This window comes from Mesorhizobium sp. M0189, from assembly GCF_040322135.1.
In the GTDB taxonomy this organism is placed as follows: Bacteria; Pseudomonadota; Alphaproteobacteria; order Rhizobiales; family Rhizobiaceae; genus Mesorhizobium.
Map to the genome: position 1 here is coordinate 46,411 of NZ_JAMYSW010000002.1, position 24,247 is coordinate 70,657.

General features: G+C 62.2%; 22 protein-coding genes. 9 read left to right on the forward strand and 13 right to left on the reverse strand.

The window, feature by feature from the left end:
* Positions 1 to 263 precede the first annotated feature (263 nt).
* Both galE and NKJ09_RS03115 read left to right on the forward strand, forming a co-directional pair.
* Entirely contained in the window at positions 264 to 1,259 is a 996-nt protein-coding gene (gene galE / locus NKJ09_RS03110; protein WP_023719473.1) for a UDP-glucose 4-epimerase GalE, read from the forward strand.
* A gap of 104 nt (positions 1,260 to 1,363) precedes the next feature.
* Positions 1,364 to 2,614, forward strand: coding sequence for a D-amino acid dehydrogenase (locus NKJ09_RS03115; RefSeq protein ID WP_352482468.1), 1,251 nt, complete (start codon positions 1,364 to 1,366; stop codon positions 2,612 to 2,614).
* A gap of 36 nt (positions 2,615 to 2,650) precedes the next feature.
* On the opposite strand, the gene NKJ09_RS03120 is transcribed toward NKJ09_RS03115, so the two are convergent.
* The 7 genes from NKJ09_RS03120 to NKJ09_RS03150 form a co-directional block, all read right to left on the reverse strand.
* Complete coding sequence (locus NKJ09_RS03120; protein WP_352515896.1) at positions 2,651 to 4,021, reverse strand: FGGY-family carbohydrate kinase; 1,371 nt, start codon at positions 4,019 to 4,021, stop codon at positions 2,651 to 2,653.
* Entirely contained in the window at positions 4,018 to 4,335 is a 318-nt protein-coding gene (rhaM, locus tag NKJ09_RS03125; protein WP_352493794.1) for an L-rhamnose mutarotase, read from the reverse strand. Before rhaM ends, NKJ09_RS03120 begins: the two co-directional genes overlap by 4 nt.
* Positions 4,335 to 5,336 carry an ABC transporter permease gene (locus NKJ09_RS03130; RefSeq protein ID WP_352482463.1) on the reverse strand — a complete coding sequence of 334 codons (1,002 nt, stop codon included), beginning with the start codon at positions 5,334 to 5,336 and terminating at the stop codon, positions 4,335 to 4,337. Before NKJ09_RS03130 ends, rhaM begins: the two co-directional genes overlap by 1 nt.
* Positions 5,333 to 6,310 carry an ABC transporter permease gene (locus NKJ09_RS03135; protein ID WP_352493795.1) on the reverse strand — a complete coding sequence of 326 codons (978 nt, stop codon included), beginning with the start codon at positions 6,308 to 6,310 and terminating at the stop codon, positions 5,333 to 5,335. Before NKJ09_RS03135 ends, NKJ09_RS03130 begins: the two co-directional genes overlap by 4 nt.
* Complete coding sequence (locus NKJ09_RS03140; RefSeq protein ID WP_352493796.1) at positions 6,307 to 7,848, reverse strand: sugar ABC transporter ATP-binding protein; 1,542 nt, start codon at positions 7,846 to 7,848, stop codon at positions 6,307 to 6,309. Before NKJ09_RS03140 ends, NKJ09_RS03135 begins: the two co-directional genes overlap by 4 nt.
* A gap of 83 nt (positions 7,849 to 7,931) precedes the next feature.
* The gene (gene rhaS, locus NKJ09_RS03145; protein WP_023719466.1) at positions 7,932 to 8,927 is read right to left on the reverse strand and encodes a rhamnose ABC transporter substrate-binding protein; all 996 of its coding nucleotides are present in this window, start codon (positions 8,925 to 8,927) and stop codon (positions 7,932 to 7,934) included.
* A gap of 54 nt (positions 8,928 to 8,981) precedes the next feature.
* Positions 8,982 to 9,791, reverse strand: a complete 810-nt coding sequence (locus NKJ09_RS03150) for a DeoR/GlpR family DNA-binding transcription regulator (protein ID WP_352493797.1) — start codon at positions 9,789 to 9,791, stop codon at positions 8,982 to 8,984.
* Positions 9,792 to 9,979: 188 nt separating this feature from the next.
* Here NKJ09_RS03150 and NKJ09_RS03155 point away from each other — a divergent pair, with 188 nt between their 5' ends.
* From NKJ09_RS03155 to ggt, 3 genes are all read left to right on the forward strand, one after another.
* Positions 9,980 to 12,082: a bifunctional rhamnulose-1-phosphate aldolase/short-chain dehydrogenase gene (locus tag NKJ09_RS03155; RefSeq protein WP_023719464.1), complete on the forward strand. Its 2,103-nt coding sequence runs from the start codon at positions 9,980 to 9,982 to the stop codon at positions 12,080 to 12,082.
* 172 nt (positions 12,083 to 12,254) lie between these two features.
* The gene (gene rhaI / locus NKJ09_RS03160) at positions 12,255 to 13,547 is read left to right on the forward strand and encodes an L-rhamnose catabolism isomerase (protein WP_023719463.1); all 1,293 of its coding nucleotides are present in this window, start codon (positions 12,255 to 12,257) and stop codon (positions 13,545 to 13,547) included.
* 362 nt (positions 13,548 to 13,909) lie between these two features.
* Positions 13,910 to 15,640 carry a gamma-glutamyltransferase gene (gene ggt / locus NKJ09_RS03165; protein ID WP_352493798.1) on the forward strand — a complete coding sequence of 577 codons (1,731 nt, stop codon included), beginning with the start codon at positions 13,910 to 13,912 and terminating at the stop codon, positions 15,638 to 15,640.
* 68 nt (positions 15,641 to 15,708) lie between these two features.
* Here the strand turns inward: ggt and NKJ09_RS03170 are convergent, their stop codons facing one another.
* From NKJ09_RS03170 to NKJ09_RS03180, 3 genes are all read right to left on the reverse strand, one after another.
* Positions 15,709 to 16,053, reverse strand: a complete 345-nt coding sequence (locus tag NKJ09_RS03170; RefSeq protein WP_198030499.1) for a hypothetical protein — start codon at positions 16,051 to 16,053, stop codon at positions 15,709 to 15,711.
* 175 nt (positions 16,054 to 16,228) lie between these two features.
* Positions 16,229 to 16,678: a hypothetical protein gene (locus NKJ09_RS03175; RefSeq protein ID WP_352493799.1), complete on the reverse strand. Its 450-nt coding sequence runs from the start codon at positions 16,676 to 16,678 to the stop codon at positions 16,229 to 16,231.
* Between the two features lie 133 nt (positions 16,679 to 16,811).
* A complete protein-coding gene (locus tag NKJ09_RS03180; protein ID WP_023719460.1) occupies positions 16,812 to 17,111 on the reverse strand; it encodes a DUF1236 domain-containing protein in 300 nt (99 codons plus the stop codon).
* Between the two features lie 424 nt (positions 17,112 to 17,535).
* On the opposite strand from NKJ09_RS03180, the gene NKJ09_RS03185 reads away from it, so the two are divergent.
* The 3 genes from NKJ09_RS03185 to NKJ09_RS03195 all read left to right on the forward strand — a co-directional run bounded on the left by NKJ09_RS03185 (position 17,536) and on the right by NKJ09_RS03195 (position 19,246).
* The gene (locus NKJ09_RS03185) at positions 17,536 to 17,727 is read left to right on the forward strand and encodes a DUF3606 domain-containing protein (protein ID WP_023719459.1); all 192 of its coding nucleotides are present in this window, start codon (positions 17,536 to 17,538) and stop codon (positions 17,725 to 17,727) included.
* A gap of 104 nt (positions 17,728 to 17,831) precedes the next feature.
* Entirely contained in the window at positions 17,832 to 18,098 is a 267-nt protein-coding gene (locus tag NKJ09_RS03190; RefSeq protein WP_352493800.1) for a DUF6894 family protein, read from the forward strand.
* Positions 18,099 to 18,895: 797 nt separating this feature from the next.
* A complete protein-coding gene (locus NKJ09_RS03195; RefSeq protein ID WP_031194161.1) occupies positions 18,896 to 19,246 on the forward strand; it encodes a VanZ family protein in 351 nt (116 codons plus the stop codon).
* Between the two features lie 554 nt (positions 19,247 to 19,800).
* Here NKJ09_RS03195 and NKJ09_RS03200 read toward each other — a convergent pair.
* Both NKJ09_RS03200 and NKJ09_RS03205 read right to left on the reverse strand, forming a co-directional pair.
* Positions 19,801 to 20,697, reverse strand: coding sequence for an NAD-dependent epimerase/dehydratase family protein (locus tag NKJ09_RS03200; RefSeq protein WP_352493801.1), 897 nt, complete (start codon positions 20,695 to 20,697; stop codon positions 19,801 to 19,803).
* A gap of 83 nt (positions 20,698 to 20,780) precedes the next feature.
* Positions 20,781 to 21,938, reverse strand: a complete 1,158-nt coding sequence (locus tag NKJ09_RS03205) for a mandelate racemase/muconate lactonizing enzyme family protein (RefSeq protein ID WP_352482446.1) — start codon at positions 21,936 to 21,938, stop codon at positions 20,781 to 20,783.
* A gap of 266 nt (positions 21,939 to 22,204) precedes the next feature.
* Here NKJ09_RS03205 and NKJ09_RS03210 point away from each other — a divergent pair, with 266 nt between their 5' ends.
* Complete coding sequence (locus tag NKJ09_RS03210; RefSeq protein ID WP_352493802.1) at positions 22,205 to 23,191, forward strand: aldo/keto reductase; 987 nt, start codon at positions 22,205 to 22,207, stop codon at positions 23,189 to 23,191.
* 72 nt (positions 23,192 to 23,263) lie between these two features.
* Here the strand turns inward: NKJ09_RS03210 and NKJ09_RS03215 are convergent, their stop codons facing one another.
* Positions 23,264 to 23,977: a FadR/GntR family transcriptional regulator gene (locus NKJ09_RS03215; RefSeq protein WP_352493803.1), complete on the reverse strand. Its 714-nt coding sequence runs from the start codon at positions 23,975 to 23,977 to the stop codon at positions 23,264 to 23,266.
* Between the last annotated feature and the right edge of the window lie 270 nt (positions 23,978 to 24,247).

Here is a 24,247-nt window from a genome sequence, read left to right on the forward strand (position 1 = left end):
CGCCTTCCCAATTTTGCGCGGGATCATAGTCATTGGCCTATTCGCCGTCCACCGCACCGTTTTGGTCAAAATGCCACGCCCCAGGCCTGTTCCTAACGACCACGGAACGTGGCCTATTCCCTTGATGTGGATCAATCTTGTTTCAGGACAATGCCACCCGCCGATGAGACTGGTTACTGCAGATTGTAATGGCCTGGCGGCAGGTTTTCCAGTACGGCGACGATTGAGACAGTTCCGATAAATCATGAATAGCGAGGATGCGGATGACGGTTTTGGTGACAGGCGGTGCCGGCTATATCGGCAGCCATATGGTCTGGGAGTTGCTGGACACGGGCGACAGCGTCGTCGTCCTCGACCGGCTTTCGACCGGCTTTGAATGGGCGGTGGCTCCGGAAGCAAAGCTCGTCGTCGGCGATGTCGCCGACAAGGAATTGGTCGCCTCGATCATCCGCGACAACAAGGTCGACGCGATCATCCATTTCGCCGGCTCGATTGTCGTGCCCGAATCGGTGGCCGACCCGCTTGCCTATTACGAGAATAACACCTGCAAGACACGCACCCTGATCGAGACCGCGGTGCGCGAAGGCGTGCCCAATTTCATCTTTTCCTCGACCGCCGCCGTCTATGGCGGCGCCGGCCTGGAGCCGGTACGCGAGGACGCCAGGCTTGCGCCGGAATCGCCCTACGGCCTGTCCAAGCTGATGAGCGAATGGATGCTCCGCGACGCGGCTATTGCCTATGGGCTGCGCTATACGGCGCTGCGCTATTTCAACGTCGCCGGCGCCGACCCGAAGGGCCGCACCGGCCAGTCGACGCCCGGCGCCACGCATCTGATCAAGGTCGCCTGCGAGACGGCGCTCGGCAAGCGCCCCTTCATGCAGGTGTTCGGCACCGACTATCCGACGCCGGACGGCACCTGCATGCGCGACTATATCCATGTCAGCGACCTGGCGGCGGCGCATCGGCTGGCCCTGCAGCGGCTGCGTGCCGGCGGATCGAGCCTGGTCGCCAATTGCGGCTACAGCCACGGCTATTCGGTGCTCGAGGTCATCGACAGCGTACGCCGCGTCTTCGGCCATGATTTCGAGGTGCGGATGGGCGAGCGCCGCCCCGGTGACGCCGCCGCGGTTGTCGCCAATTCGGAGCTGGCCCGCGGCGAACTCGGCTGGACCCCGCAGCGTGACAACCTCGACCAGATCGTCTCCGATGCGCTTGCCTGGGAGCGCATCCTGACCAGCAAGAATTCGGCTCTGGGCTAAGCGCGGGCTCTCCGTAAGGGCTCGTCGGCAGGAGGCAGAGGCGCTATTGAAGGGCCTCACGGCTGAGCGTGCAGGCGTTCGGCTGTGTTCGAGTTGGGGGCGGCATGAAAATATCGGTGCTTGGAGCCGGCGTCGTTGGCACGGCGGCGGCCTATTGTCTGGCCAGCGACGGCCATGAAGTCACGGTGATCGAGCGCCATCCGGCGGCGGCGCGCGGCACCAGCCAGTCGAATGCCGGCCTGGTATCTCCCGGCGATGCCACCGCCTGGGCTTCGCCCGCCGCGCTTAAAACGTTCCTGCGAGCCCTCTACAACCACGATCTCGGCATCAAGGTGCGGCTGCGCTTCGATCCGTATTTTGTCGCCTGGAGCCTGCGCTTCCTGCGCCAGTGCACGCATAAGCGCATGCGCGCCAACACCGAGATCAAGCTGCGCCTGGCGCTCTATTCGCGCAACTGCATCAACGCCATCTCCGCCGACACCGGCATCCACTATGACGAGCGCAAGAAAGGCATTCTGTATTTCTTCCGCTCGCAGCAGAGCTTTGATACCGGCACCGACAATTACCGCTATCTCGCCGAACATGGCCTGCCGATCGAGATCGTCGGCCGCGACCGGCTGGTCGAGCTCGAGCCCGGCCTTGCCGGAGCCAAGGACAAAATTGCCGGCGGCGTCTATTCGCCGATCGACCAGACCGGCGATTCCAGTCAATTCACGCAGCGCCTCGCTGCCTATGCCGCCGAAAAACTCGGTGTCCAATTCCTCTACGGCACGACGGTCGAAGGCCTCGACATCGACGGCGACCGGGTGCGCGCGGTGATGACCTCGGCCGGCCCGGTGGCCGGCGACGCCGTGGTCATTTCCATGGGGCCGGAGAGCGGTCTGCTCGGCCGCCGCTACGGCATCGACCTGCCCGTCTATCCCGTGAAGGGCTATACCGTGACCGTTCCGCTGGAAGATGAAAGCAACGGGCCGATCATGGGCGGCGCCGACGAGGACCGGCTGATCGGCTATTCCAGGCTGGGAAATCGGCTGCGGATGTCCTCGACGGCGGAGTTCACCGGTTTCGACCGCACGTTCAAGCCGCGCGATTTCAACTCGATCCTGAACACCGGCAAGGACCTGTTCCCCGGCGCCTTCGACGAGAGCAAGGCCGAGCTCTGGGCTGGACTTCGCCCGATGATGCCGAACTCCGTGCCGGTCATCGGCCGGGCGCGGTATGACAATCTATATCTCGATACCGGCCACGGCCATCTCGGCTGGACCATGGCCTGCGGTTCGGGAAAATTCCTTGCCGACGTGGTCGCCGGCCGCAAGCCGGAGATCGATCCACAAGGATTGCTCTACGCGGGCTAGCAACGGCCTGACCGCAGGGCGCCATGAGCTCGGCGGTCAGGCTCGTTCGTCGACTGCCGAACGCCAGGAGCGCACGTAACTTGTCCAGAGTGGATCGGCCGACGGTTCGGTCCTTTCGCCTCTGCCTTGCGGTGTCCCCTGGTCCGACGCCAGCAAGGCGGCGCCGATGCTGGTGCCTGTCGCAGCCGCGGAGGCAATGACGGCGCGCGCCGTCGCCGCAGCCAGCATGCGGGTGAACAGCCGGTTGCGGGCGAAGGGTCCTTCGACGATGGTTGACCCCCCGCCGCCGATCAGATCGAGGCAGGTCGCGGTCATCAGCGCCAGGTAGAACGAGATGGCGACAAAGCGCTGGCCGGCCGTCATACCTTCGGCGCTGAGCCACGCCGCGGCATAGTGCGGAAACGGCCCCGAATCCTGTTGGGTCGAAGGCAACAGGGACGTCTTGCGCGCGAGCACCGCGGCGACATCGTCTTCGGTCCAGTCTTCCGATTGGCCTTCCGTCAGCACGGAGAACTCGCGGCCACCCATGAAGCGCGCCGAGGGCACGGCATCGCCGAACGCGTTGACATTGACCAGCGTGTCGCGCGCCGGATCGAGCGTGACCTTGCTGCCGCCAACCGCCATCGACACCACCCAGGTGCCGGTCGAGACGACGGAGAAAGGCGGCTTGTCGGACAGGAGATGCGGCAGCAGCGAGGCGTTGGAATCGTGCAGGCCGCAATACACCGGCGTTTGCGGATCGAGGCCGGTTTGCCGCGCCAGAGCGGGCAGGATCGGGCCCAAGCGGTCCTTGGCCTGCCGCACCGGCGCCATTAGCCGGCGCCATTCCAGCCGGTCGACCAGTGAGGAAAAATCCGCTTTCCACGGGTTCCACAGATCGGTGTGGCAGCCGAGCGAAGTCACCTCGCTGGCGGCGACGCCGGTCAGGCGCAAGGCCCAGTATTGCGGATACATCAGCATCGCGGCGGCCCTGGCGAAATCCGCTGGAAAGCGCTTCTGCTGCCAGAACAACTGCGCGCCGAGATTGAGGCCGGCCGGCAGGCGCGGCGTGCCGGTCTCGGTGAAAGGCGGGCGGATCGCGTCGTAGTCCTTGGCGAAGGCATCCGGACCGTCGAACTCGTAATCGAGCACCGGCAGCGCCAGTTCGCCTGATGCGTCGGCCAGCACCGCCGTTGCGCCATGGGTGGTGATCGATATCGCGTCGATGCGCTGCTCGCGATCGATCTCGGCCAGGCTGCCGAGGATGAACGCCCATAACCGCTCGACGTCGTGGTGCGGATACGGGCGTTGCCGAACCGGCTCGTTGACCATCCTGCGCAGCGCCACTTCGCTTGCTGCGGCGAGATCGACCAGCGCCACCTTGGCGTTGGTCTTGCCGATATCGATGACGGCGACGTGGCGGGTCATTCCATATGGAACATTGTTTCCAGCGGCACCGCCACCGGCTCGTTGTTCGGCTTGGTTTCCATGATGTCTGCCATCTCGGCCCACCAGCGCTGCATCGCCGGATGCTTAGGCAATTCGTCCATGCCATGGTCGTTACGGCGCCACAGCACGCCGAACAAGGTGTTGGTCTCCTCGTCGAGATGGATCGAGTAATCGGAGATACCAGCCTGTTTTAGCAACGCGACGAGTGACGGCCAGATGTCGTCGTGGCGCCTCTTGTATTCGGCCTTCATGCCGGGATTGAGCTTCATCTTGAACGCATATTTTTCGGGCATCAGGCAAAGCGCTCCCGCCGCACGCGCTGCCACAGGATCGGCAGCGCGATGACGATGATCAGCAGCAGGCCGATGAAGATCGACATGACGATCCCCGGCACGTTGAGCAGGCCAAGACCGAAGGTCACCAGCCCCATGATGAAGGCCGCCAGCACGACGCCCAGAATGCTGCCGGCGCCGCCGAGAATGCTGACGCCGCCGAGCACCACCATGGTGATGACTTCGAGTTCGTAGCCCTGCGCGATCGACGGCCGGGTCGAGCCGAGCCGTGACGTAATCAGCACCGAGGCGATGCCCGCCATCAGGCCGGTCAGGCAAAACAGGATGAACTTGATGCGGCCGACACGCACGCCGGAAAACTGCGCCGCAACCGGGTTGTTGCCGATGGCAAAGACCCGGCGGCCGAAGCTCGTCCGGTGCAGAAGGAACCAGTAGACGACGGCCGCGACCAGGAAAAGCGTCAGTTCGAACGACACCACCCACCAGACATAACCTTGGCCGAAGAAGGCGAAGCTCGCGGGATAGCCCTTGTAGGCCTGGTCGCCGAGGATGATGAAGGCAACGCCGCGAAACAGGCTCATCGTGCCGATGGTGACGACGATCGACGGCAGCCCCAGCCTGGTGACGAGCAGCCCGTTGAAGGCGCCGCAGCCGAGCCCGACGACGATGCCGATTGCCACCAGGACAGGCGTGCCGGCGCCGGCCTGCACCGCCATGCCCATCATCGTCGAGGCGAGTGCGATGATAGCGGCGACCGACAGGTCGATTTCGCCGGAGATGATCAGCAGTGCCATGGCCAGCGCGATCAGCGCCTTTTCGGTGAAGTTGAAAGTCAGGTCCGACAGCGACCACGCGTCGAGGAAATAGGGCGAGGCAAAACTGTTGACGGCAAAGATGGCGACCGCCACGACGACCAGCAGCGCCTCCCATGAGAAGATCGCCGCAGTGAACGGCTTGTCGAGTCGGTTCGGAACATGGCGCGGGGCAGGGGTATCGGTCATGCCACTTCCGCCTTTTTGAGGATGATGCGGCCTTGCCGGCGTTCGCCGCGCGCGTTGAGCACCACGGCCAGGATGATGGCGCTGCCCGAAATCGCCATTTGCCAGAAGGGCGAGATATTGATCACCGGCAGCGCGTTGGAGATGATACCGAGGAACAGCGCGCCGAGCACCGCGCCGCCGACCGAGCCGATGCCGCCGGCGATGGAGATGCCGCCGATGACGCAGGCGGCGATGATGTTGAGCTCATAGCCGTTGGCGACCTCGACCGAGGCGATGACGTAGCGCGAGATCCAGAGATAGCCGCAGAGGCCGCCGATCATCCCCGAAATGCAGAAGACGATGAATTTCGTCCGGCCGACGTCGATGCCGGCATAGACCGATGCGGTCGGGTTGACACCGATGGCGTAGATCGAGCGGCCGAGCGCCGTGCGCGTCATCACAAGGAAGAACAAGGCGATGACCAGCAGGGCAATCCATGACAGCACCGGTATGCCGAGGAACGTCGCGCGCTGCAGGCCGATGAAATCGGGGCTCATCTGGTCGGCGTTGACCCAGGCGCCGCCTGAAATAACGAAGGTGGCGCCGCGGTAGATGGTGAGAGTGCCGAGCGTTACCACGATCGAGGGAATGTTCAGCCGCCACACCAACAGGCCATTGATGGCGCCGAGCACCAGGCCGACCAGAAGTGCGATGACGATCAGCAGCGGGATCGGGATTGCCGGATGCGCGGCGTTCAGCATCGCCACCACCATGCCGGTGAAGCAGAGATTGGCTGCCATCGACAGGTCGATCGAGCGGGTCAGGATAACCACCATCTGGCCGAGCGCCAGGATCATCAGGATCGACGTGTCGTTGAACACCTGGCGCACATTGCCGGGAGCGGCAAAGCCCGGAAAACGCATCGAGATCAGCCCGATCAGCACGGCGATTGCCGCCAGCAGCCAGACTTCGCGGTATTTGAGAAGAGCCTTCATGCCGCGATCCCCGCTGCCGTCCTGACCAGCGTTTCGGCGTCGAGCCCCTTATTGTCGTAGACCGCGGCAATGCGGCCCTCGCGCATAACGACGACACGGTCGGACATGCCGAGAATTTCCGGCAGTTCGGACGACACCATGATAACCGACAGGCCTTGCGCGACGAGCTCGGCCATGAAGCCGTGCACGGCGGCCTTCGAGCCGATGTCGATGCCCTTGGTCGGCTCGTCCAGTATGATCACCTTGGGCGCGGTCGCCAGCCATTTGGCGATGACGATCTTCTGCTGGTTGCCGCCCGACAGCGTGCCGACGTCCTGGCTGAGCGAGGAGGCGCGCAGGTCGAGCCGCTCTGTGTAGGAGCGGGCTAGCGCAAACTCTTCCGCCAGCCGCAATATGCCGGATTTGGAGGTTCGCTTGAGCGACGGCAGCGAGACATTCTGGAAGATCGGCAGGCCGATCACCACACCTTGCTTGCCGCGCTCCTCCGGCACATAGACGATACCGGCATCGATCGAATCCGCCGCCGATTTCGGCGCGATCGCCTTGCCTTCCAGCGTGATCGTGCCGCCGCTGGTGTGGGTGATGCCTGATATCGCCTGCATCACCTCGCTGCGCCCGGCGCCGACAAGACCGTAGAAGCCGAGGATCTCGCCCCTGTGCAGCTCGAAGCCGATATCATCGAACTCGGTCGGATGCGACAGGCCGGAGACGGCCAGCACCGGCGCGCCGATCTCGGCCTTGCGCTGCGGAAAGATGTGGTCGACCGCGCGGCCGACCATCATGCGCACGATCTGGCTCTGGCCGGCGTCCTTGATCAGGCCTTCGCCGACCATCTCGCCGTCGCGGAACACGGTATAGCGGTCGGCGATGCGGTAGATCTCATCGAATTTGTGGCTGATGAACAGGATCGCCTTGCCGTCGCTCTTGAGGAATTCGATCAGCAGGAAAAGCTCTTCGATCTCCTTCATCGAAAGCGCCGCCGTCGGCTCGTCCATGATGACGATCCGCGCGTCGATCGACATGGCGCGGGCAACGGCGACGAGATGCTTGTTGGCGATGCCGAGATCCTTCAGCCTGGCATCGGCGTCGATATGGCCGGCACCCATCGTGTCCAGCACTTCGCGGGCGTTCTTGCGCATCGTGCGCCAGTCGATGGTCTTGAAGCGGGTGCGCGGCGCATGGCCGAGGAAGATGTTTTCGGCCACCGTCAGGTCGTCGAACAGCACGGTTTCCTGATGGATGGCGGTGATGCCATGCCCGAAGGCGGCATGGGCGCTGGGCAAGGCGACGGGCTGGCCGTCGATGCTGATCGTGCCCGCATCCGGCTGATAGATGCCGGTCATGATCTTGACCAGCGTCGACTTGCCGGCGCCGTTCTCGCCGATCAGCGCGGTCACCTGGCCGGGATAGAGCGACAGGCTGACATCGTGCAGCGCGCGCACGCCGGGAAAGCTTTTCGAGATGCCGGACAGCGTCAGCCGCGGCCCGGGAGACAAAGGCGCTTCCTTCGCCACTTCGTGTTGGGCTGTCGTGTCCATAATCGTATCAAGCCCTGAAACTAGGTCCGGTTGAGGCCGCGGCGGGGCCAAGGTCCCGCCGCACCAGTTCGAAGGCTCCAGGATCAATAGATCTTGGAGAACTTTTCGATGTTCGACTTGTCGAACTGGAAGGGCGGAGCCATCGCAGCCGAGTTGGTGTCGTCGAGCGTGACCTTGCCGACGCGGCCGATCGACAGCGTAGCACCGGGCTTCGCCTCTTCCTTCTTCACCGCCAGGTCGTGGGCGAGGTAGACGGCCGAATAGCCGAGGTCGATCGGGTTCCACAGCGCAACCGCTTGGCTGGCGCCATTGTCGATGAACTTCTTGAACTCCGATGGCAGCGCCAGGCCGGTGACGTTGACCTTGCCGATCAGGCCTTCATCGGTCACCACCTGCGCGGCGGCAACGACGCCGACCGTGGTCGGTGCGATGATCGCCTTGAGGTTCGGGTAGGACTTCAGCAAGCCCTTGGCCTCGTCCGTGCTCTTGGCCGAGTCGTCGTCGCCATAGACGGTGGCGACGAGCTTGATCTTGGGGAACTTCTCCGGCAGCACCTTCTTGGCCGCGTCGATCCAGGCGTTCTGGTTGGTCGCGGTGGACGAAGCCGACAGGATGGCGACATCGCCGCCTTCCGGCAGGTAGTCGGCGGCAAGCTTGATGATGGTCTCGCCGATCAGGTTGGTGTCGGAAGGGTTGAGGTGAAGCTGGCGGCCTTCCGGCGCGACGCCTGAATCCCACGAGATGACGGTGATGCCGCGTTCCATCGCCTTCTTCAGCGCCGGAACCAGCGCGTCGGCGTCATTGGCCGAAATGGCGATGGCGTTGACCTTCTGGGCGATCAGCGAATTGACCACTTCGATCTGCGCTTCGGCGGTCGCCTTGGTCGGGCCGGTGTAGATGATCTCGACGTCGCCGAGTTCCTTGGCCGCCTCTTCGGCGCCCTTGTTGGCGGCGTCGAAGAAGCCGTTGCCGAGCGACTTCACCACCAGCGCGATCTTGACGTTTTCGGCATAGGCGGCATTCACGAACATGGCGGCGGAAAACGCCGCCGTAACCATCAGTTTCTTCAGAAAGCTCATCGAATATCCTCCCTTGAGCGTTGCATTCCATCGCCGCTGCGGGCGTGAGTTTTCTCAGGCCTGCAGCGAAGATTCTTCCTTGTTGCTTGCCGTTGTGCGGGCGACGATCAGCGTCACGCCGGCGGTCTCCAGCATCTTGGCTTCGCGATCCTCGATGCCGTCGTCGGTGATCACCGTGGCGATGCGCGACAGGCCGCACAGGATCAGGCTCGAGCGCTTGCGGAATTTCGAGGAGTCGACCAGCACCACCAATTCGTCCGCCTGGTCGATAAGCTTCTGCTCGGCCTGGATCAGCAGCGGGTCGCCTTCCATAAGACCCAGCGGCCCCAGTCCCTGCGCGCCCATGAACATGCGGCGCGCGTAGAAATTGCGCGTCACGTCATTGTCGAAGGGCGACAGGATGATGTTCTGCTCGCGGTAGATGGTGCCGCCCGACAGCATCACCGTGTTCTTGGAATGCCTGAGCAGGTGCTCGGCGATCGGAAAGGAATTGGTGAAGATCGGCATGCGGCGGCCGCTCAGGAAATGCACCATCTGGAACGTGGTGGTGCCGCCATTGATGATGATCGGCTCGCCGTCCTTGCAGAGTTCCACGGCCTCTCGTGCGATCGCCCGCTTCTGCGAAGCGTTGATCGTCTCGTTGACGGAAAACGGCCGGCCGGCAAGGCCGATGAACTGCGGAGGCGAGAGCGCCTCGGCGCCGCCGCGCACCCGGCGCAGGCGCTTTTGCACATGCAATGCCGCGATGTCGCGCCGGATCGTCGCCTCCGACGACTCCGTCAGGTCGACCATCTCCTGCACCGTCACCACAGGCTTTTCCTGGACGGCGGACAGAATGATCCTGTGGCGCTCTTTCTCGTGCATGGTTCCTCCCTGCTTGAGCATCTAGGCACCCCAAGCGCGCAGTGTCAATCATTTCCGATCAGATAATTTCATTGTGCAGTGCAATATGATTGGTATTGATCGTTTGTGATTGACAAGACGGCCGCTTGCGTAGAAATTCGGACAAAAGGGACCCGCGCCGTTTGCGTGTCCCAAAGGGAGGATTACCTATGCTCGACAAGCGCTCCGGCACGCGCCTCGCCAATCTTTGGGATGACGCAAAAGCGCAAGCGATGAGCGAGCCCGAACGTCTGGTCTATCGCTCGAATGTTCTTGGCTCCGACAAGCGCGTCACCAATTATGGCGGCGGCAACACCTCCTCCAAGATCTGGCAAAACGATCCGCTCACTGGGCAGAGCGTGGAAGTGCTGTGGGTCAAGGGCTCGGGCGGCGACAGCGCCTCGATCAAACTCGACGGCTTCGCCACGCTCTACATGGACAAATTGCGCGCGCTGAAAGGTCTCTATCGCGGCCTCGAACATGAAGACGAGATGGTCGGCTATTTGCCCCACTGCACCTTCAACCTCAACCCGCGCGCGGCCTCGATCGACACACCGCTGCATGCCTTCGTGCCGAAGCCTTATGTCGACCACATGCACCCCGACGCCATCATCGCCATTGCCGCCGCCAAGGATTCGCAGGCGCTGACCAAGGAGATCTTCGGCGACACGATCGGCTGGCTGCCATGGAAGCGCCCGGGCTTCGAACTCGGCCTGTGGCTGGAGAAATTCTGCCTCGAGAACCCCGAGGCCAAGGGTGTCGTGCTGGCAAGCCATGGCCTGTTCAGCTGGGGCGACACGCCGAAGGAATGCTACGAGACGACGATTTCGGTGATCAACCAGGCGATCGACTGGTTCGAGCGCAAGAGCCAGGGCAAGCCGATCTTCGGCGGCGAAATCGTCAAATCGCTCGATGCACCGGCGCGTCGCGCTGTGGCTGCAAAACTGATGCCGAGGATCCGCGGCCTGATCTCGGAGAAAAGCCACAAGCTCGGCCATTTCGACGATTCTCCTGCGGTGCTCGAATTCGTCAATTCCAGGGATTTGCGGCCGTTGGCGGCACTCGGCACATCCTGCCCGGACCACTTCCTGCGCACCAAGATCCGGCCGCTGGTCATCGAGTTCGATCCCAGGAATCCCGATGTCGATGCCGTCATTGCCCGTCTTGTCGACGATGTGGCGGAGTATCGCGTCGGCTATCAGGCCTATTATGACCGCTGCAAGCACGCGGATTCGCCACCGGTGCGCGATCCGAACGCCGTGGTCTATCTGATGCCCGGTGTCGGCATGTTCACCTTCGCTGGCGACAAGGCGACGGCGCGTATATCGGGCGAATTCTACGTCAACGCCATCAACGTCATGCGCGGCGCCTCGACGGTGTCGACCTATGTCGGGCTGCCCGACCAGGAAGCCTTCGATATCGAATACTGGCTGCTCGAAGAGGCAAAGCTGCAGCGCCTGCCGAAACCGAAAGCTCTTGCCGGCCAAATCGCGCTGGTCACCGGCGGCGCCGGCGGCATTGGCCGCGCCACCGCCAACCGGCTGCTGCGCGAAGGCGCCTGCGTCGTGCTGGCCGATATCGACGAGGCAGCCCTTGCCAGCGCCAATGACGAGCTTGCCAAGGCCTACGGCAAGGATTTCGTGCGGCCCGTCGTCATCAACGTCACGTCCGAGGATCAGGTGATCTCCGGCTTTGCCGAGACAGCGGTCGAGTTCGGCGGCATCGACATCCTGGTGTCCAACGCTGGCCTGGCCTCCTCGGCGCCGATCGAGGACACCACGCTGGCGCTGTGGAACAAGAACATGGACATCTTGTCGACGGGATATTTCCTGGTTTCGCGGGAGGCGTTCCGGCTGTTTCGGACGCAAAAGATCGGCGGCAACGTCGTCTTCGTCGCCTCTAAGAACGGCCTTGCCGCATCGCCAAACGCCGCCGCCTACTGCACGGCCAAGGCTGCCGAGATCCATCTGGCGCGCTGCCTGGCGCTGGAAGGCGCGGAAGCCCAGATCAGGGTCAATGTCGTCAATCCCGACGCCGTGCTGCGCGGCTCGAAGATCTGGACCGGCGAATGGAAGGAACAGCGCGCCGCCGCTTACAAGATGTCGACCGACGATCTCGAAGAGCATTACCGCTCGCGCTCGATGCTGAAGCGGTCGGTGTTCCCCGAAGACATCGCCGAAGCGATCTATTTCTTCGCCTCCGACATGTCGGCAAAATCGACCGGCAACATCATCAATGTCGACGCCGGCAACGCGCAGAGTTTTACGCGATAAGCGACCGTCTTTGAGGATTGCGCTGCCCCTCATCCGCCTGCCGGCACCTTCTCCCCGTAATAGTGACGCCGAGAAGGGAAGCGCTCCAACGCCGGTGATCTCCCCGTTCTTTACGGGGAGAGGGGTAAGGGTGAGGGGCAGCGCGACCAACGCAAATTGGGAGGAAACCACCATGTCCGAAACCATCATCTCCGCCGACCTCGTCGACAGGCACAATGCCGCGCGCAATGCCGACCTCAAGCGCGACTACGAGTCCCTCGGCGAGCGCCTCGACCGCCGCGGCATCGCCATCGATGCCATCCGCGACAAGGTCGAGAAATTCGCCGTCGCCATCCCGTCCTGGGGCGTCGGCACCGGCGGCACCCGCTTTGCCCGCTTTCCCGGCGCTGGCGAGCCGCGCGACATTTTCGACAAGATCGAGGACTGCGCCGTCATCCGCCAGCTGACGCAGGCGACGCCGACCGTCTCGCTGCATATTCCGTGGGACAAGGCCGATCCGAACCGGCTGAAGCAGGCGGCATCCCGCTTCGGCCTCGGCTTCGACGCCATCAACTCCAATACCTTCTCCGACGCCAGGGACCAAAAACTTTCGTATAAGTTCGGCTCGTTGTCGCATGCCGATGCCGCAACACGCCGGCAGGCGGTCGAGCATAATCTCGAATGCATCGAGATCGGCAGGACGCTGGGCTCGAAAGCGCTGACGGTGTGGATCGGCGACGGCTCGAATTTTCCCGGCCAGGTTAATTTCGCCAAGGCGTTCGAGCGTTATCTCGACGCGATGAAGGAGATTTATGCCGGACTGCCGGACGACTGGAAGCTGTTCACCGAGCACAAGATGTACGAGCCGGCCTTTTATTCGACCGTCGTGCAGGATTGGGGCACCAACTACATCATCGCCAAAGAGCTTGGCGATAAGGCGTTCTGCCTGGTCGACCTCGGCCATCACGCCCCCAACGTCAACATCGAGATGATCGTGTCGCGGCTGATCCAGTTCAAGAAGCTCGGCGGCTTCCATTTCAACGATTCGAAATATGGCGACGACGACCTCGACGCCGGCTCGATCGATCCCTACCGGCTGTTCCTGGTCTTCAACGAACTGGTCGATGCCGAGCTTTCCGGTGCCGAAGGGTTCGATCCGGCCCACATGCTCGACCAGAGCCACAACGTCACCGATCCGATCGAAAGCCTGATGCTGTCGGCGGTTGAAGTGCAGCGCGCCTATGCCCAGGCGCTGCTGGTCGATCGCAAGGCGCTCGAAGGCTTCCAGGACGCCAATGATGCGCTGATGGCAACGCAGACGCTGAAGATAGCCTATCGCACCGATGTCGAGCCGATCCTCGCCATGGCACGACTAAAGACCGGCGGCGCCATCGATCCGGTCGCAGCCTACCGCGCCGCCGGCTACCGGGCGAAGGTCGCAGCCGAACGGCCGGCGGTGGCGAGCGTCGGCGGCGGGATTGTTTGATGTCGGGGTGAAAATGAAAAACCCGCCACGTAGGCGGGTCGTTGGAGCCAATTAGCACCACACCCAGATTAGTAGCATAGCTGCCGGCACAAAGCAAGAACAAAGTTGCTCGCCAGCGTTGAATCGCGCCTTCATTTCAGCTTGGATTCCTCGCCCCCACGAAAGTGGGGGAGAGGTGGCTCGGCGAAGCCGAGACGGAGAGGGGGAGCCGCGCTCTACGAAGGCCCCCTCTCCGGCCGCTTCGCGGCGAGGAACCTCAGGTGTTGATAGAAGGTGCAAGCCTCGCCGATCCCATTATTGTCAGTAGACTCAACCGCTCCAAGCGCGTTTCCTAGGCTCACCCCAAGCCACGGAGAACGGCCATGCACCGCCGAACCCTAATCGCCGTCAGCCTTTCCCTCACCCTGACCTTCGTGCCGTTCCTCGCCTTCGCCGCTTCGCCGCAGCCGGCGAAGGGCGAGCACGGCATGGTGGTGACCGCCCAGCATCTTGCGTCTGAAGTCGGCGTCGAGGTGCTGAAGAAGGGCGGCAATGCCGTCGATGCCGCGGTCGCCGTCGGCTATGCGCTGGCCGTGGTCTATCCGACCGCCGGCAATATCGGCGGTGGCGGCTTCATGACCATCCGCTTCAAGGACGGCCGCTCGACCTTCCTCGATTTCCGCGAGCGCGCGCCGCTCGCCGCAACCAAAACCATGTATCTCGACAAGGACGGCAAGCCGGTAAAGGGCGCCAGTCTCGACGGCTATCTGGCCGTCGGCGTGCCGGGTTCGGTCGCCGGCTTCGAGATGGCGCGGGAGAAATACGGCACGCTGACGCGGCAGGACTTGCTGGCGCCGGCCATCCGCTTTGCCAGGGAAGGCTTCGTACTGGAGCAGGGCGATGCGGCCTCGCTCCAGGGCGGCGCGGAGCGGTTGGCGAGGGACCCGGCGGCGGCGGCCGTTTTCCTCAAGCCGGACGGCAAGCCTTACGCCGTCGGCGAGCGCCTCGTTCAGCCCGATCTCGCGGCTTCGCTTGCCGCCATTTCCGAACGCGGTGCGGATGCCTTCTACAAAGGCGCGATCGCGGACGCCATCGTCAAGGCGAGCGGGGAGAAGGGCGGCATTCTGGCCAAGGCGGATTTCGAAAACTACGCGGTGCGCGAGCTCAAGCCGGCGACCTGCAATTATCGCGGCTACGAGATCACGTCCTCGCCGCCGCCGAGCTCCGGCGGCGTCATCATCTGCGAGATCCTCAACGTGCTTGAGTTCTATCCGCTGTCCTATCTCGGCGCTGGTTCGGCCGAGACGGTTCACGTCATGGTCGAGGCGATGCGCCACGCCTATGTCGACCGGAATTCGGCGCTCGGCGATCCCGGCTTCGTCGACAATCCGGTCGCAAAACTGCTCGACAAGAATTACGCCAGGGAAATCCGCGAAAAGATCGATCCGTTCCGGGCCGGCGTGTCGCAGGAATTGATGCCGAAGGGCTTTGGCGAGAGCAACGAGACGACGCATTATTCGATCATCGACAATGACGGCAACGCCGTCGCGGTAACCTACACGCTGAACGGCTCTTTCGGCGCCGGCGTCGTCGCCAACGGCACGGGCATCCTGCTCAACAACGAGATGGACGACTTCACCCAGAAACCCGGCGTGCCCAATCTCTACGGCCTCGTCCAGGGCGAGGCGAATGCGATCGCGCCGAAAAAGACGCCGCTGTCGTCGATGAGCCCGACCATCCTCGCCAAAGACGGCAAGCCGTTCATGGTCATCGGCAGCCCTGGCGGTTCACGCATCATCACCATCACGCTGGAGGCGATCGTCAACGTCATCGATCACGGCATGAACATCCAGGAAGCGATCGACGCGCCGCGCACCCACCACCAATGGTTACCCGACACGGTCTATATCGAACCCTTCGGCCTGTCGCCGGATACCGAAAAGCTGCTTACCGGCATGGGCTACCATCTCGATCTCGCCGAGGCGAATTGGGGCCAGGCGGCCGGCATCCTGGTCGGCGGCAAGAGCCTGGCGGAAATCGAGAAGGGCGGCGGCGCCCGCTACAACGGCGCCATCGACAGCCGCGCCGCATCCGGTGAGGCTATCGGGTATTAGACCATGGTCTCAAAAGGCGGAACCGGTTTTCGGATAAGGTCACGGTCAATAGGAAGATTCGCCTTGCTTCAGGTGACCAGCGCGATGGTCGACGCAATCAGCATCAACGCCGCGACGCCGACGAACAGGGCGTAGATGCGCGGCCGATCGAGCAGGAGCGCGTTGCCGGATATCCATGCCGCGGTGGCGCCGCCAAGCGCGAAAAAGAAGGTGCTGCGGCGCCCGAAGCTCAAGCCGGCGGCCATCAGGCCGCCGATGATCAGGGCGCCGAATACGATGATCACGGCTACCGCGTATTTTTCGAAATCGTTGCTGCCGGCGCTCGGGCCGATCGCGTTCAACCTCGACAGATCGTCCGGATCGAACGGGCTGGTCGACCCATATTCGTCTTGACCGACAGGCTCATGCATCATTCGTTCTCCGCAAACCGACAGCAAATCATCAAGCCTCGCCGAGCGCAACCGCTCGCCGAATGTGATCGGCACGGTGTTCAACACTTTCTGGCGGCGGCTTGCCAGAGATTTTTGGGTTCGTGCTTTGATCGCCCCGCTGCTCGGTCGGGTCAAGTGTTTTGCCCGAGCTTAATCTTCAAGCCGCCCTGGCCAAAGACTGCGTCGCCTGAACGGAAGCTCCAAGCACCGCCTGTGCGGTGTCGGCCTGTCTTTCATCGACATGCGCCAGCACCAGGATCACACCTTGTGCGGCATCCGGCTGGCCCGGCTGCTTGCCGATACGGGACAATGTCGCGAAAAGTCTGCCGGCAACGCCGCCCAAGACTGCACCGACGAGGGCCGATGCCAGCCATCCCGCGCCGAGGGGATCGATGCCGGGCATATCAAAGGCGCCGAGGCCGGCCAACAAACCGGCTGCCGCACCAAGGACGGTACCCGTACCTGGATCGCGCAAGACGGCGCCGATTTCATCATCGTAGGGTCCGATGACGCTGATCTCCTGGCGAGCAATTCCTGCTGCCTGAAGCGTTTCGACGGCACGCGCCGCCTGGTCATGGGAATCGAAAAGTCTGCTGATTGTTCGCATTGAAACTGCCTGTGAGGCCCCCCGGCCCTCGACGGTAAGGCGGGTCCCAGCTGAGCGCCGAGGAACCGCCTGACGCAAACGTCACCCGCCGCTCATTTCCGAGCGACGGGCGACGGCTGCCCGAGTTTTCACGTCACTCGATGACCTTGATGACCTTGCGCGTGCCTGGGTCGACGACAACGGTGCGGTTGTCAATGACGACATAACGATATTTGACGTTCGGGACCTCATGAAGCTCGACGGTGTCGGGGAGCGTCGAGCCGATGTTGAGCTCCACCCCAGGGATTTTCACCGAGGCCAGCGGCTGCTTTTTCACATACTCCCTGATGACGGTTTCCTGCTGCGGTTCGATGACAACGTCTTGCGCCGCAGCGGCGCCGACGCCTGCCAGCAGCAAAAGTCCCGCCGCCGCGGTGGAAAGATGCATTCTCATGGTCGTCTCCTTTGCGAACTCGGTCCGCTCTTCGCGCCAAGGCTCATTCGAACGGAAGCCAGCTGAAAACGTTCCGTCGACGGGGCTTCGGTCCCACCCGGCGGGGACCAATCGACGTGTTGCCGCAGGACCTAAGTCTGATCCTCGCGGGCAAAGGGTAGGTTTGTCGCGAAGCCCGGAACCGCCGCCGCTCAAACTCGTTGCTGGCTGCACGTTCCGGGAGGATTCTTTGGAAAATGTCGACGGTTGCTCGCACCAATCTTGGCTGTTTCCATTCCGATCGAACCTGGCATCTGCGCAGCCCTGTCCCTTCCTGCGCCGATAGGGTTCGCGCGTCACTTTTGTGGCGGGCGAACCCTCAATTGCAGCGTGCTTCTGACCAAAGTTGACCCTGAGGCGAGGAGAAGAGACGAGGAGAAGAGAAATGGCCGATGACAAGAGCAAGCGAGACTTCAGCGACCGCAACCGCGTGTCGGCGGATGAGTATTATGAGGTCGAATATTTCGCGCGGGAAAATGGTGTCTCGCCCAGCCAGGTGAGCAAGCTGATCAAAAGGACCGGTGGCGACCGGATGATCCTCTCGCAAGCGGTGAAAGCATTGCGCGAGCGCAAGTGAGACGGCGGCGGAGCCGGCGGTTGGAAAGGCACTGATCACGATCTGCCGAGAATTCCGGTCAGCTATCGACAACGTGCCCGGATGCCGCTGCTTCGGCCAAGCCAATGCCCCTTTATTTCTTCGATTCCGATGAAGACGGAATCGTCTATTCCGACGATCAGGGAACGTCATGTGACGATTTCCCGCTGGTCAGGAAAGAAGCCCTTCGCACATTGGGCGAGATGGCCAGGGATGGCCTTCCTCACCGTAGGATCACAGTCAAGGTCCGGAACGACCATGACGGTCTGGTGCTTGAAGTGGCTTTGACCTTTGCCGTCGAAACGCGGCATTTCGACGAACGGATTTTCCAGATCAACATGCGCATGAGTTGACGGCCCGATCGTTGTCGTGCCGACCATGAGATTCTGGAGCAGCCGGCATCTTCCCCAAGGGAACATTAGAAGTCTCTAATTGTTATCTTAAGCAGCGGGAACCTCCCGGGTTTCTGCTGCAGATCGGGGTGCAACCCGGTCGGCCCGCGCCCTCCGCCAGAGGCGCGGGCTTCGTTTGTTTAGCCGATGCGCAACGCCATGCGGTGGCAGCATATTGGAAACCTGCGGGAGCATAAGCAGCAGAAGTCGCTACCGCGGCGCCCTGGCGCCCAGGCAACGGAGCCCGTCGTCCGACAGGGCGGCGGGCTTTTTGATGCGGGCCGGGTCATCGCGCAACCGGTGGAAATCCAATACATGTCGCGCAAAAGTGTGAAGCGGTTTTGCGATAACGACATGCATCAAGACAAGAACTTTAAGCACGTCGCATGAGGCCGGTCGAACGCGACGCGCTTTAGCTGGGAGAGATGGCCGGCGCTGCTTCGTGAGGCGTGGGGTAAGGTGCCTGATGCAGCGCCGGCCAAGCGGAAATCAGGTCCGCCGCAGCCAGATAGTAGCTGCGTTGGCGCGGCGGGTAATTGCGTGATCGCGGAAGCCACACCATTGCAGACCACTTGCCACGAGCCCGGCCTGTGCAGCGGCTGACCCGAAGCATTCATTCATTCTGACGATGCACCGGACGCCCGGACGGCGGAAATTGGACGCCGCGTTCGCTCTCGATTCAGCGGCCAGCGGTGTTCCCTGCAGATTTCGGACGAAAGGCCATTTCACCCTTGTTGCGCCTGGATTCTTATCAGATCGTGGCAAGGATTGCTTTTCCCGCCGCGTTTGCCGGCGTTCTGCTGTTTGCCCTTTTGCCGGAGCAGCTCCTGCAGGGTCTTGGCCTGGCTTTCACGTTTGGTCACGACAAGCTCAATCACGCCGCCGCCTTCGTCGTGCTGGCGGCTCTCGGAAGTCTCGGCTGGCCGGAACACAAGGCGAAGCTGATCGTCCTCCTCGTGCTCACGGGCGCGGCGATCGAGGGCCTTCAGGCCGTGCAGCTGATAGGGCGCCACCCGGATCTATTCGACTGGGTGGCCGACTGCGCCGGAATGGCCTTCGGGCTGACAATTGCAGGCTGGACAAAGCGGCTCGCCGGCGGATTGCCATAGCTCGAAAGCGCATAACGGAATCGGCGCGCCCGTGCTGCAATATGGGGAAAATGGCCGGCGTCACTTGGGGGGGCGCGTTGGGGTAAGTTGCCTGACGGACGCCGGCCAGGCGGAAAAATCAGGTCCGCCGCAAAGTAATGTAGCAGCAATGGCAAAGCGCGGCAGTAGCGTGATCGCGGAAGGTCCGCCTTCTCGCCTCCGATGCGGTGACCCGTTTTGGGTCAATAATTCTGGCACCTGAATTGCGCTGTAAGCAATGCCGGGGAACACTCCGGCGATCGTCCCCGAATGTGGGGCCTCGCCGCTTCGCAAATGGAGCGGCGGGCCTTTTTGCCGGAAGTCGCCAAGCCTTCGCTGGCGCCATGGTTTCACGCCAGATAATTCTTGCAGATCATCGACAATCCGCTCGGCACGAGATCGTCATCCGGCCGACCGAGCAGCCGTAAACGCTGCCGAAGATTCGCCGACGGCCAAGCGGGAGATCTCGGCATGAGCCGTCACGGACCGGGCGCCATTCGAAGCTTGCTCAACGGTAGGAGCCGGGCCGGCCTCGATCATGAATCCCGAGGCTGATCTCGCCAATCATGCTCTTGCTGGAACCCTAGAAGCTCACGCAGCTTGCGATTTGAGATTGGCCCCTCAAATTGCTCTATCGAGCGTGTAATCGGCGTGCCTGGTGCATGCTTCTTGAGAAACTCTTCCGTTGGCGCATCGGCAACGATATTGTCGTTGACGGCATTGAAGATTTGGAACCCCAAACCGTCCTTCTCGATGCAAAGATGCACGATCTGGCCCAGATCGCGCGTGTCCATATAGGTCCAGCCATCGCGCCGCCGTTTTGAAGCGTCCGCCAAAAACTCCGGAAACCGTGCATAGTCTTGCGGCTCGACAACGCCACCTATTCGGAGCGCGTAAATGTCGTATCCGGTGCGGGAAGCGAAGGAGCGTGCGATCTTCTCGCCCAAGACCTTGGAAAGACCGTAGCTGTCGGTCGGATCGGTATCGTAGTCTTCTTCCACCGGAAACGATGTGAAATCGCGTTCGCCTTCGGCAAAACACACGCCATAGACCGTCTCGCTGGACGCGGTGATGATCTTGCGGATGCCGAGCTTGGTGGCGGCCTCGATTACATTGTAGGTCGAAAGCACATTGGCGGCGAACATGGCGTTGTCCGGTCGCAGGAATATTCTCGGGATGGCCGCGAAATGGACCATGGCGTCGACTGGGCCACGGCCTTTCCCGCCAAAATATTCGCCGAAACCGAAATGCAGCGTCAGTGCATTGTAGGTCTCGCCGGCATCGGCAAGGTTGGTGATGATGGTGTCGACGCCTGGCACATCAAGTGGCGTCAGGTCGAGGTTCAGGACCTGATGCCCACGCTTGAGCAGGTAAGGTATGACGTGACGGCCGATCTTGCCGCTGCCACCGGTGAAAATGATCCGCTTGCCCATGATTCCTCCAACGGACTTCTATCGGCGAGCGGAAATCTGGCCAAAAGGCATTTCCGCCCGGTCAAGAGCTATTCAGTCGCGCGCTATTCAAAGATGCCGTAGCCGGGCACGGCGTATTTGTGGACGCCATCCATGTCGAGATCGACGCCGATGCCGGGCACGTCGGGCACCACGATGTGGCCGTCTTCAACGATCGACCTGGCGCCGTCTGGCAGGCGCACATAACTGTCCCACACTTCCCGTTCTTCCAGGGCATGCCACTCCAGCACCAGGAAGTTCGGAACGCTCGCGCAGACATGGCACGTCGCCATTGTGCCGAGCGGCGTCGACACGAGATGCGGCGCGAACGGCACATAATACATCTCGGCGAGATTCGCGATCTTGCGGCTTTCCGCGAGGCCGCCGCATTTCGGCACGTCGGGCATGATGACGTCGGCGCCATAATTCTGGAACAACTCACGAAAACCCCAGCGCAGGTAGAGATTCTCGCCGACACAGATCGGGGTCTTGGTCCGCATGCGGATCTGCTTCAGTGCCTCAACATTTTCTGCCGGAATAGGTTCTTCCAGCCACAGAAGGTTGAACCGCTCCATCTCCCCTGCAATGCGGCTGGCGCTGAGCACGTCGTAGCGCGCGTGCAGGTCGATACAGAGATCGATGTCAGGGCCGATCGCCTCGCGCACCGCGGCCACGCGTTCCACCATGAAGCGCAGCTCCGCGCCGTTGATGGTGTGGTTTGCCGCGTCGAACTTTGCCGGATGGCGCAAATTGTCGATGTCGAATTTTAGCGCCGTAAAGCCCTCGTCCACCATGCGGCGCGCGCGCGCCGCGCATCCTTCCGGCGAACCGGTTTCTTCATCGCCGTCGCCGCAATCGGCATAGAGCCTGATCCGGTCGCGGAACTTGCCGCCGAACATGCGATAGAGCGGCTGGCCAGCAGCCTTCGCCGCTACATCCCACAGCGCCATCTCAAGCCCGGTCAGGGCAATGAGAAAGACGCCGGCCTGGGCGCCGGAGAACACATGGTCGCGGCGGATCTTGTCCCAGCAATATTCGACGTTGCGTGGATCCTGACCGATGAGCTCCGACTTGAGCTCCGAAATTAGCCCGACGATCGCGGCCGCGCCCGCATCGGGGTTCGCCTCGCCGTAACCGGAGATGCCGGCGTCCGTGTCGATACGGATCAGAGTCGCCTTGCCATGATAGGCGACGACCGCCGTCTTGATGTCCACGATCTTCATCGAACCCATCCTCCAATGATGGTGCCGCGCTTCAAACGCACCGTACGGGCGAATTGAACTTGTCCGATGAGCATATAAGATGAGAAGATGTGGCGTAAACCCCCTTTGAGCGATTACGCAGAAATGCACTTTGAAAGCACTGGAACCGTAGATCGCCGGGAATTCAGCCAAGCTAAACCTACTTGTTAGACGAGCATATAAGCATATAAATGAGTGGCAGCAAGGCGACAAGCACAGCCATGCATGCCGCAAACCGGAGGAACAGGATGCAACAGCGACAGCTAGGATCGTCGCCGGTCAAGGTGTCGGAGATCGGCCTGGGGACTTGGGGTATGTCCGGCGCGTTTTGGGGCGCGGCCGATGACGAGGAATCGATCCGGGTGATTCGCCGCGCCCTGGAGCTTGGCATTACGCTGATCGACACAGCCGAAGCCTATGGACATGGCCATGCCGAGGAGGTCGTCGGCAAGGCGCTGGCCGGCCGCCGGGACAAGGCGATCATCGCGACCAAGGTTGCGCCCAACCATCTCGAACCTGCAGCGATAGAGGCGGCGCTTGATGGCTCGCTGAAGCGGATGCAGACGGACTATGTCGACGTCTATTTTGTCCACTGGCCGAATTCGGATTTTCCCATCGGCCCTACCATGACGATGATGGAGAGGCTTCGGTCGTCAGGGCGGATCAAAGCGGTTGGCGTCTCGAATTTCAGCACAGCTGATATGGACAGCGCCCGCCAGCATGGCGTCATCGACGTGCTCCAGCCTCCTTACAACATGCTGTGGCGCGAGGTTGAGGGGCAAACTCTTCCCTATTGCCGCAAGCACAATATCGGCGTCATGCCTTACAGCGGTCTGGCCCAAGGGCTGCTCACGGGCTTGCTCTCGCCGGATACCAAATTCGTCGAGGGAGACGAGCGGCGCACCACCGTGCTGTTCCAACCGGGCACCTACGAGCGCGCCGTCGGAGCCGTCGATGCCCTCAAGCCGATAGCGGCCAAATACGGCAAGACGCTGCCGCAGCTTGCGATCCAATGGCTCACCAGCAGGCCGGGTGTGAGTTCGCCCCTTGTGGGCGCGCGGACGGTCAGGGAGCTTGAGGAAAACGTCGAGAGTGTCGGTTGGAAGATTTCCGACGTGGACGTCGCGGCCATCGACAAACTCACCGCCCCCATCTGGGCGGAAATCAAGGACAAAGGCGACATGTTCGGATATCGCGCAAGGCAGCGTCAGGAACAGGAAGCCAGAAGAGCTTAGTTCGGTCGTGTCCTCCTGACACGCAGGCGGCGCGGTCAGCCACGACAGCTGGCCGCGCCTGTAGAACGTTGCTTAGCTCGCCATTTCCTTGTCGGGCATGGCGACGGCAGTGGTTGCCTTCAGGTGTCGGCGCATCGCCTCTTCGGCGCGCTTGGCGTCGCGTGCGACCAGCGCCTCGTAGATCGCCCTGTGCATTTCTGTGGCGGAAGGAAGAGCATGCGGCATCTGGTTGCTGATGCGTCTGCTCGCCGCTTGCCACCACCGTGACGAATACATGAAGCGGTCAAGGATTCTGTTCCGGGAAGCGCGGCAAATTTCCATATGGAAATCCAGGTCGAGCTTCAGATACGCGTCCGGATTGTCTTCGGTCGCGGACATCGCCGCGAGCAGCGTGCCGAGACGTTCGAGGTTTTCCTTGGTCATGTGTTTGGCCGCGATGGCGGCGATGGCGGGTTCGATGATTATTCGCGTCGCGTGCGCTTCCGCCAGCAGTTCGCGGACCTGTTCGGGCGGCAGCCAGTCGATCAGCAATGGACTGAGATAATCCCATTCTTCGGCAGGACGCAGCACCACGCGCCTTCCCTGTGCGATCTCGATCATGTCGAGAGAAGCTAGGATCTTGAGCGCTTCCCGCGCGACCGCGCGCGAAACCCCGAACTCCTGAAGGATCTGCTGTTCCGACGGCCCCTGGCTGCCGGCGACGCCGCCGGTGGCGATGCGACGCGCGAGCACGCCCGCCACCTGCTTGGGCAAAGTTTGAAGCTTGACCTCCATGGAATCGACCATTAACATCCACTTGTCTGATAAGCTTATAGGCTGATGGTTGGATATGCAGTCAACTTATCTCGTGAATGCTCACTAACCCATAACTCGGCCCGCGGGAAGGGACGTTGGACTCTCAACTTCAATATCCCCGCCCACGACGTTCGAGATCAGGACCATTGCGCGTCGGCTGACCGCGCTCATCGCATTGTGTCCGGCCGTCTCGACGGCTCGCGACGCACCGATTGCGTGGTTTGCGGGTCGCAGAGCCCGCCGAAAGGAAGGCAGACCGAA

Coding starts and splice junctions, on each gene's coding strand:
- NKJ09_RS03115 (WP_352482468.1), top strand. CDS start 1,364: ATGAAAATATCGGTGCTTGGAGCCGGCGTCGTTGGCACGGCGGCGGCC.
- NKJ09_RS03170 (WP_198030499.1), bottom strand. CDS start 16,053: ATGATGCATGAGCCTGTCGGTCAAGACGAATATGGGTCGACCAGCCCG.
- rhaI (WP_023719463.1), top strand. CDS start 12,255: ATGTCCGAAACCATCATCTCCGCCGACCTCGTCGACAGGCACAATGCC.
- NKJ09_RS03185 (WP_023719459.1), top strand. CDS start 17,536: ATGGCCGATGACAAGAGCAAGCGAGACTTCAGCGACCGCAACCGCGTG.
- NKJ09_RS03155 (WP_023719464.1), top strand. CDS start 9,980: ATGCTCGACAAGCGCTCCGGCACGCGCCTCGCCAATCTTTGGGATGAC.
- rhaM (WP_352493794.1), bottom strand. CDS start 4,335: ATGCCCGAAAAATATGCGTTCAAGATGAAGCTCAATCCCGGCATGAAG.
- galE (WP_023719473.1), top strand. CDS start 264: ATGACGGTTTTGGTGACAGGCGGTGCCGGCTATATCGGCAGCCATATG.
- NKJ09_RS03180 (WP_023719460.1), bottom strand. CDS start 17,111: ATGAGAATGCATCTTTCCACCGCGGCGGCGGGACTTTTGCTGCTGGCA.
- NKJ09_RS03120 (WP_352515896.1), bottom strand. CDS start 4,021: ATGACCCGCCACGTCGCCGTCATCGATATCGGCAAGACCAACGCCAAG.
- NKJ09_RS03130 (WP_352482463.1), bottom strand. CDS start 5,336: ATGACCGATACCCCTGCCCCGCGCCATGTTCCGAACCGACTCGACAAG.
- NKJ09_RS03175 (WP_352493799.1), bottom strand. CDS start 16,678: ATGCGAACAATCAGCAGACTTTTCGATTCCCATGACCAGGCGGCGCGT.
- NKJ09_RS03215 (WP_352493803.1), bottom strand. CDS start 23,977: ATGGTCGATTCCATGGAGGTCAAGCTTCAAACTTTGCCCAAGCAGGTG.
- NKJ09_RS03190 (WP_352493800.1), top strand. CDS start 17,832: ATGCCCCTTTATTTCTTCGATTCCGATGAAGACGGAATCGTCTATTCC.
- rhaS (WP_023719466.1), bottom strand. CDS start 8,927: ATGAGCTTTCTGAAGAAACTGATGGTTACGGCGGCGTTTTCCGCCGCC.
- NKJ09_RS03200 (WP_352493801.1), bottom strand. CDS start 20,697: ATGGGCAAGCGGATCATTTTCACCGGTGGCAGCGGCAAGATCGGCCGT.
- NKJ09_RS03140 (WP_352493796.1), bottom strand. CDS start 7,848: ATGGACACGACAGCCCAACACGAAGTGGCGAAGGAAGCGCCTTTGTCT.
- NKJ09_RS03135 (WP_352493795.1), bottom strand. CDS start 6,310: ATGAAGGCTCTTCTCAAATACCGCGAAGTCTGGCTGCTGGCGGCAATC.
- NKJ09_RS03205 (WP_352482446.1), bottom strand. CDS start 21,938: ATGAAGATCGTGGACATCAAGACGGCGGTCGTCGCCTATCATGGCAAG.
- ggt (WP_352493798.1), top strand. CDS start 13,910: ATGCACCGCCGAACCCTAATCGCCGTCAGCCTTTCCCTCACCCTGACC.
- NKJ09_RS03150 (WP_352493797.1), bottom strand. CDS start 9,791: ATGCACGAGAAAGAGCGCCACAGGATCATTCTGTCCGCCGTCCAGGAA.
- NKJ09_RS03210 (WP_352493802.1), top strand. CDS start 22,205: ATGCAACAGCGACAGCTAGGATCGTCGCCGGTCAAGGTGTCGGAGATC.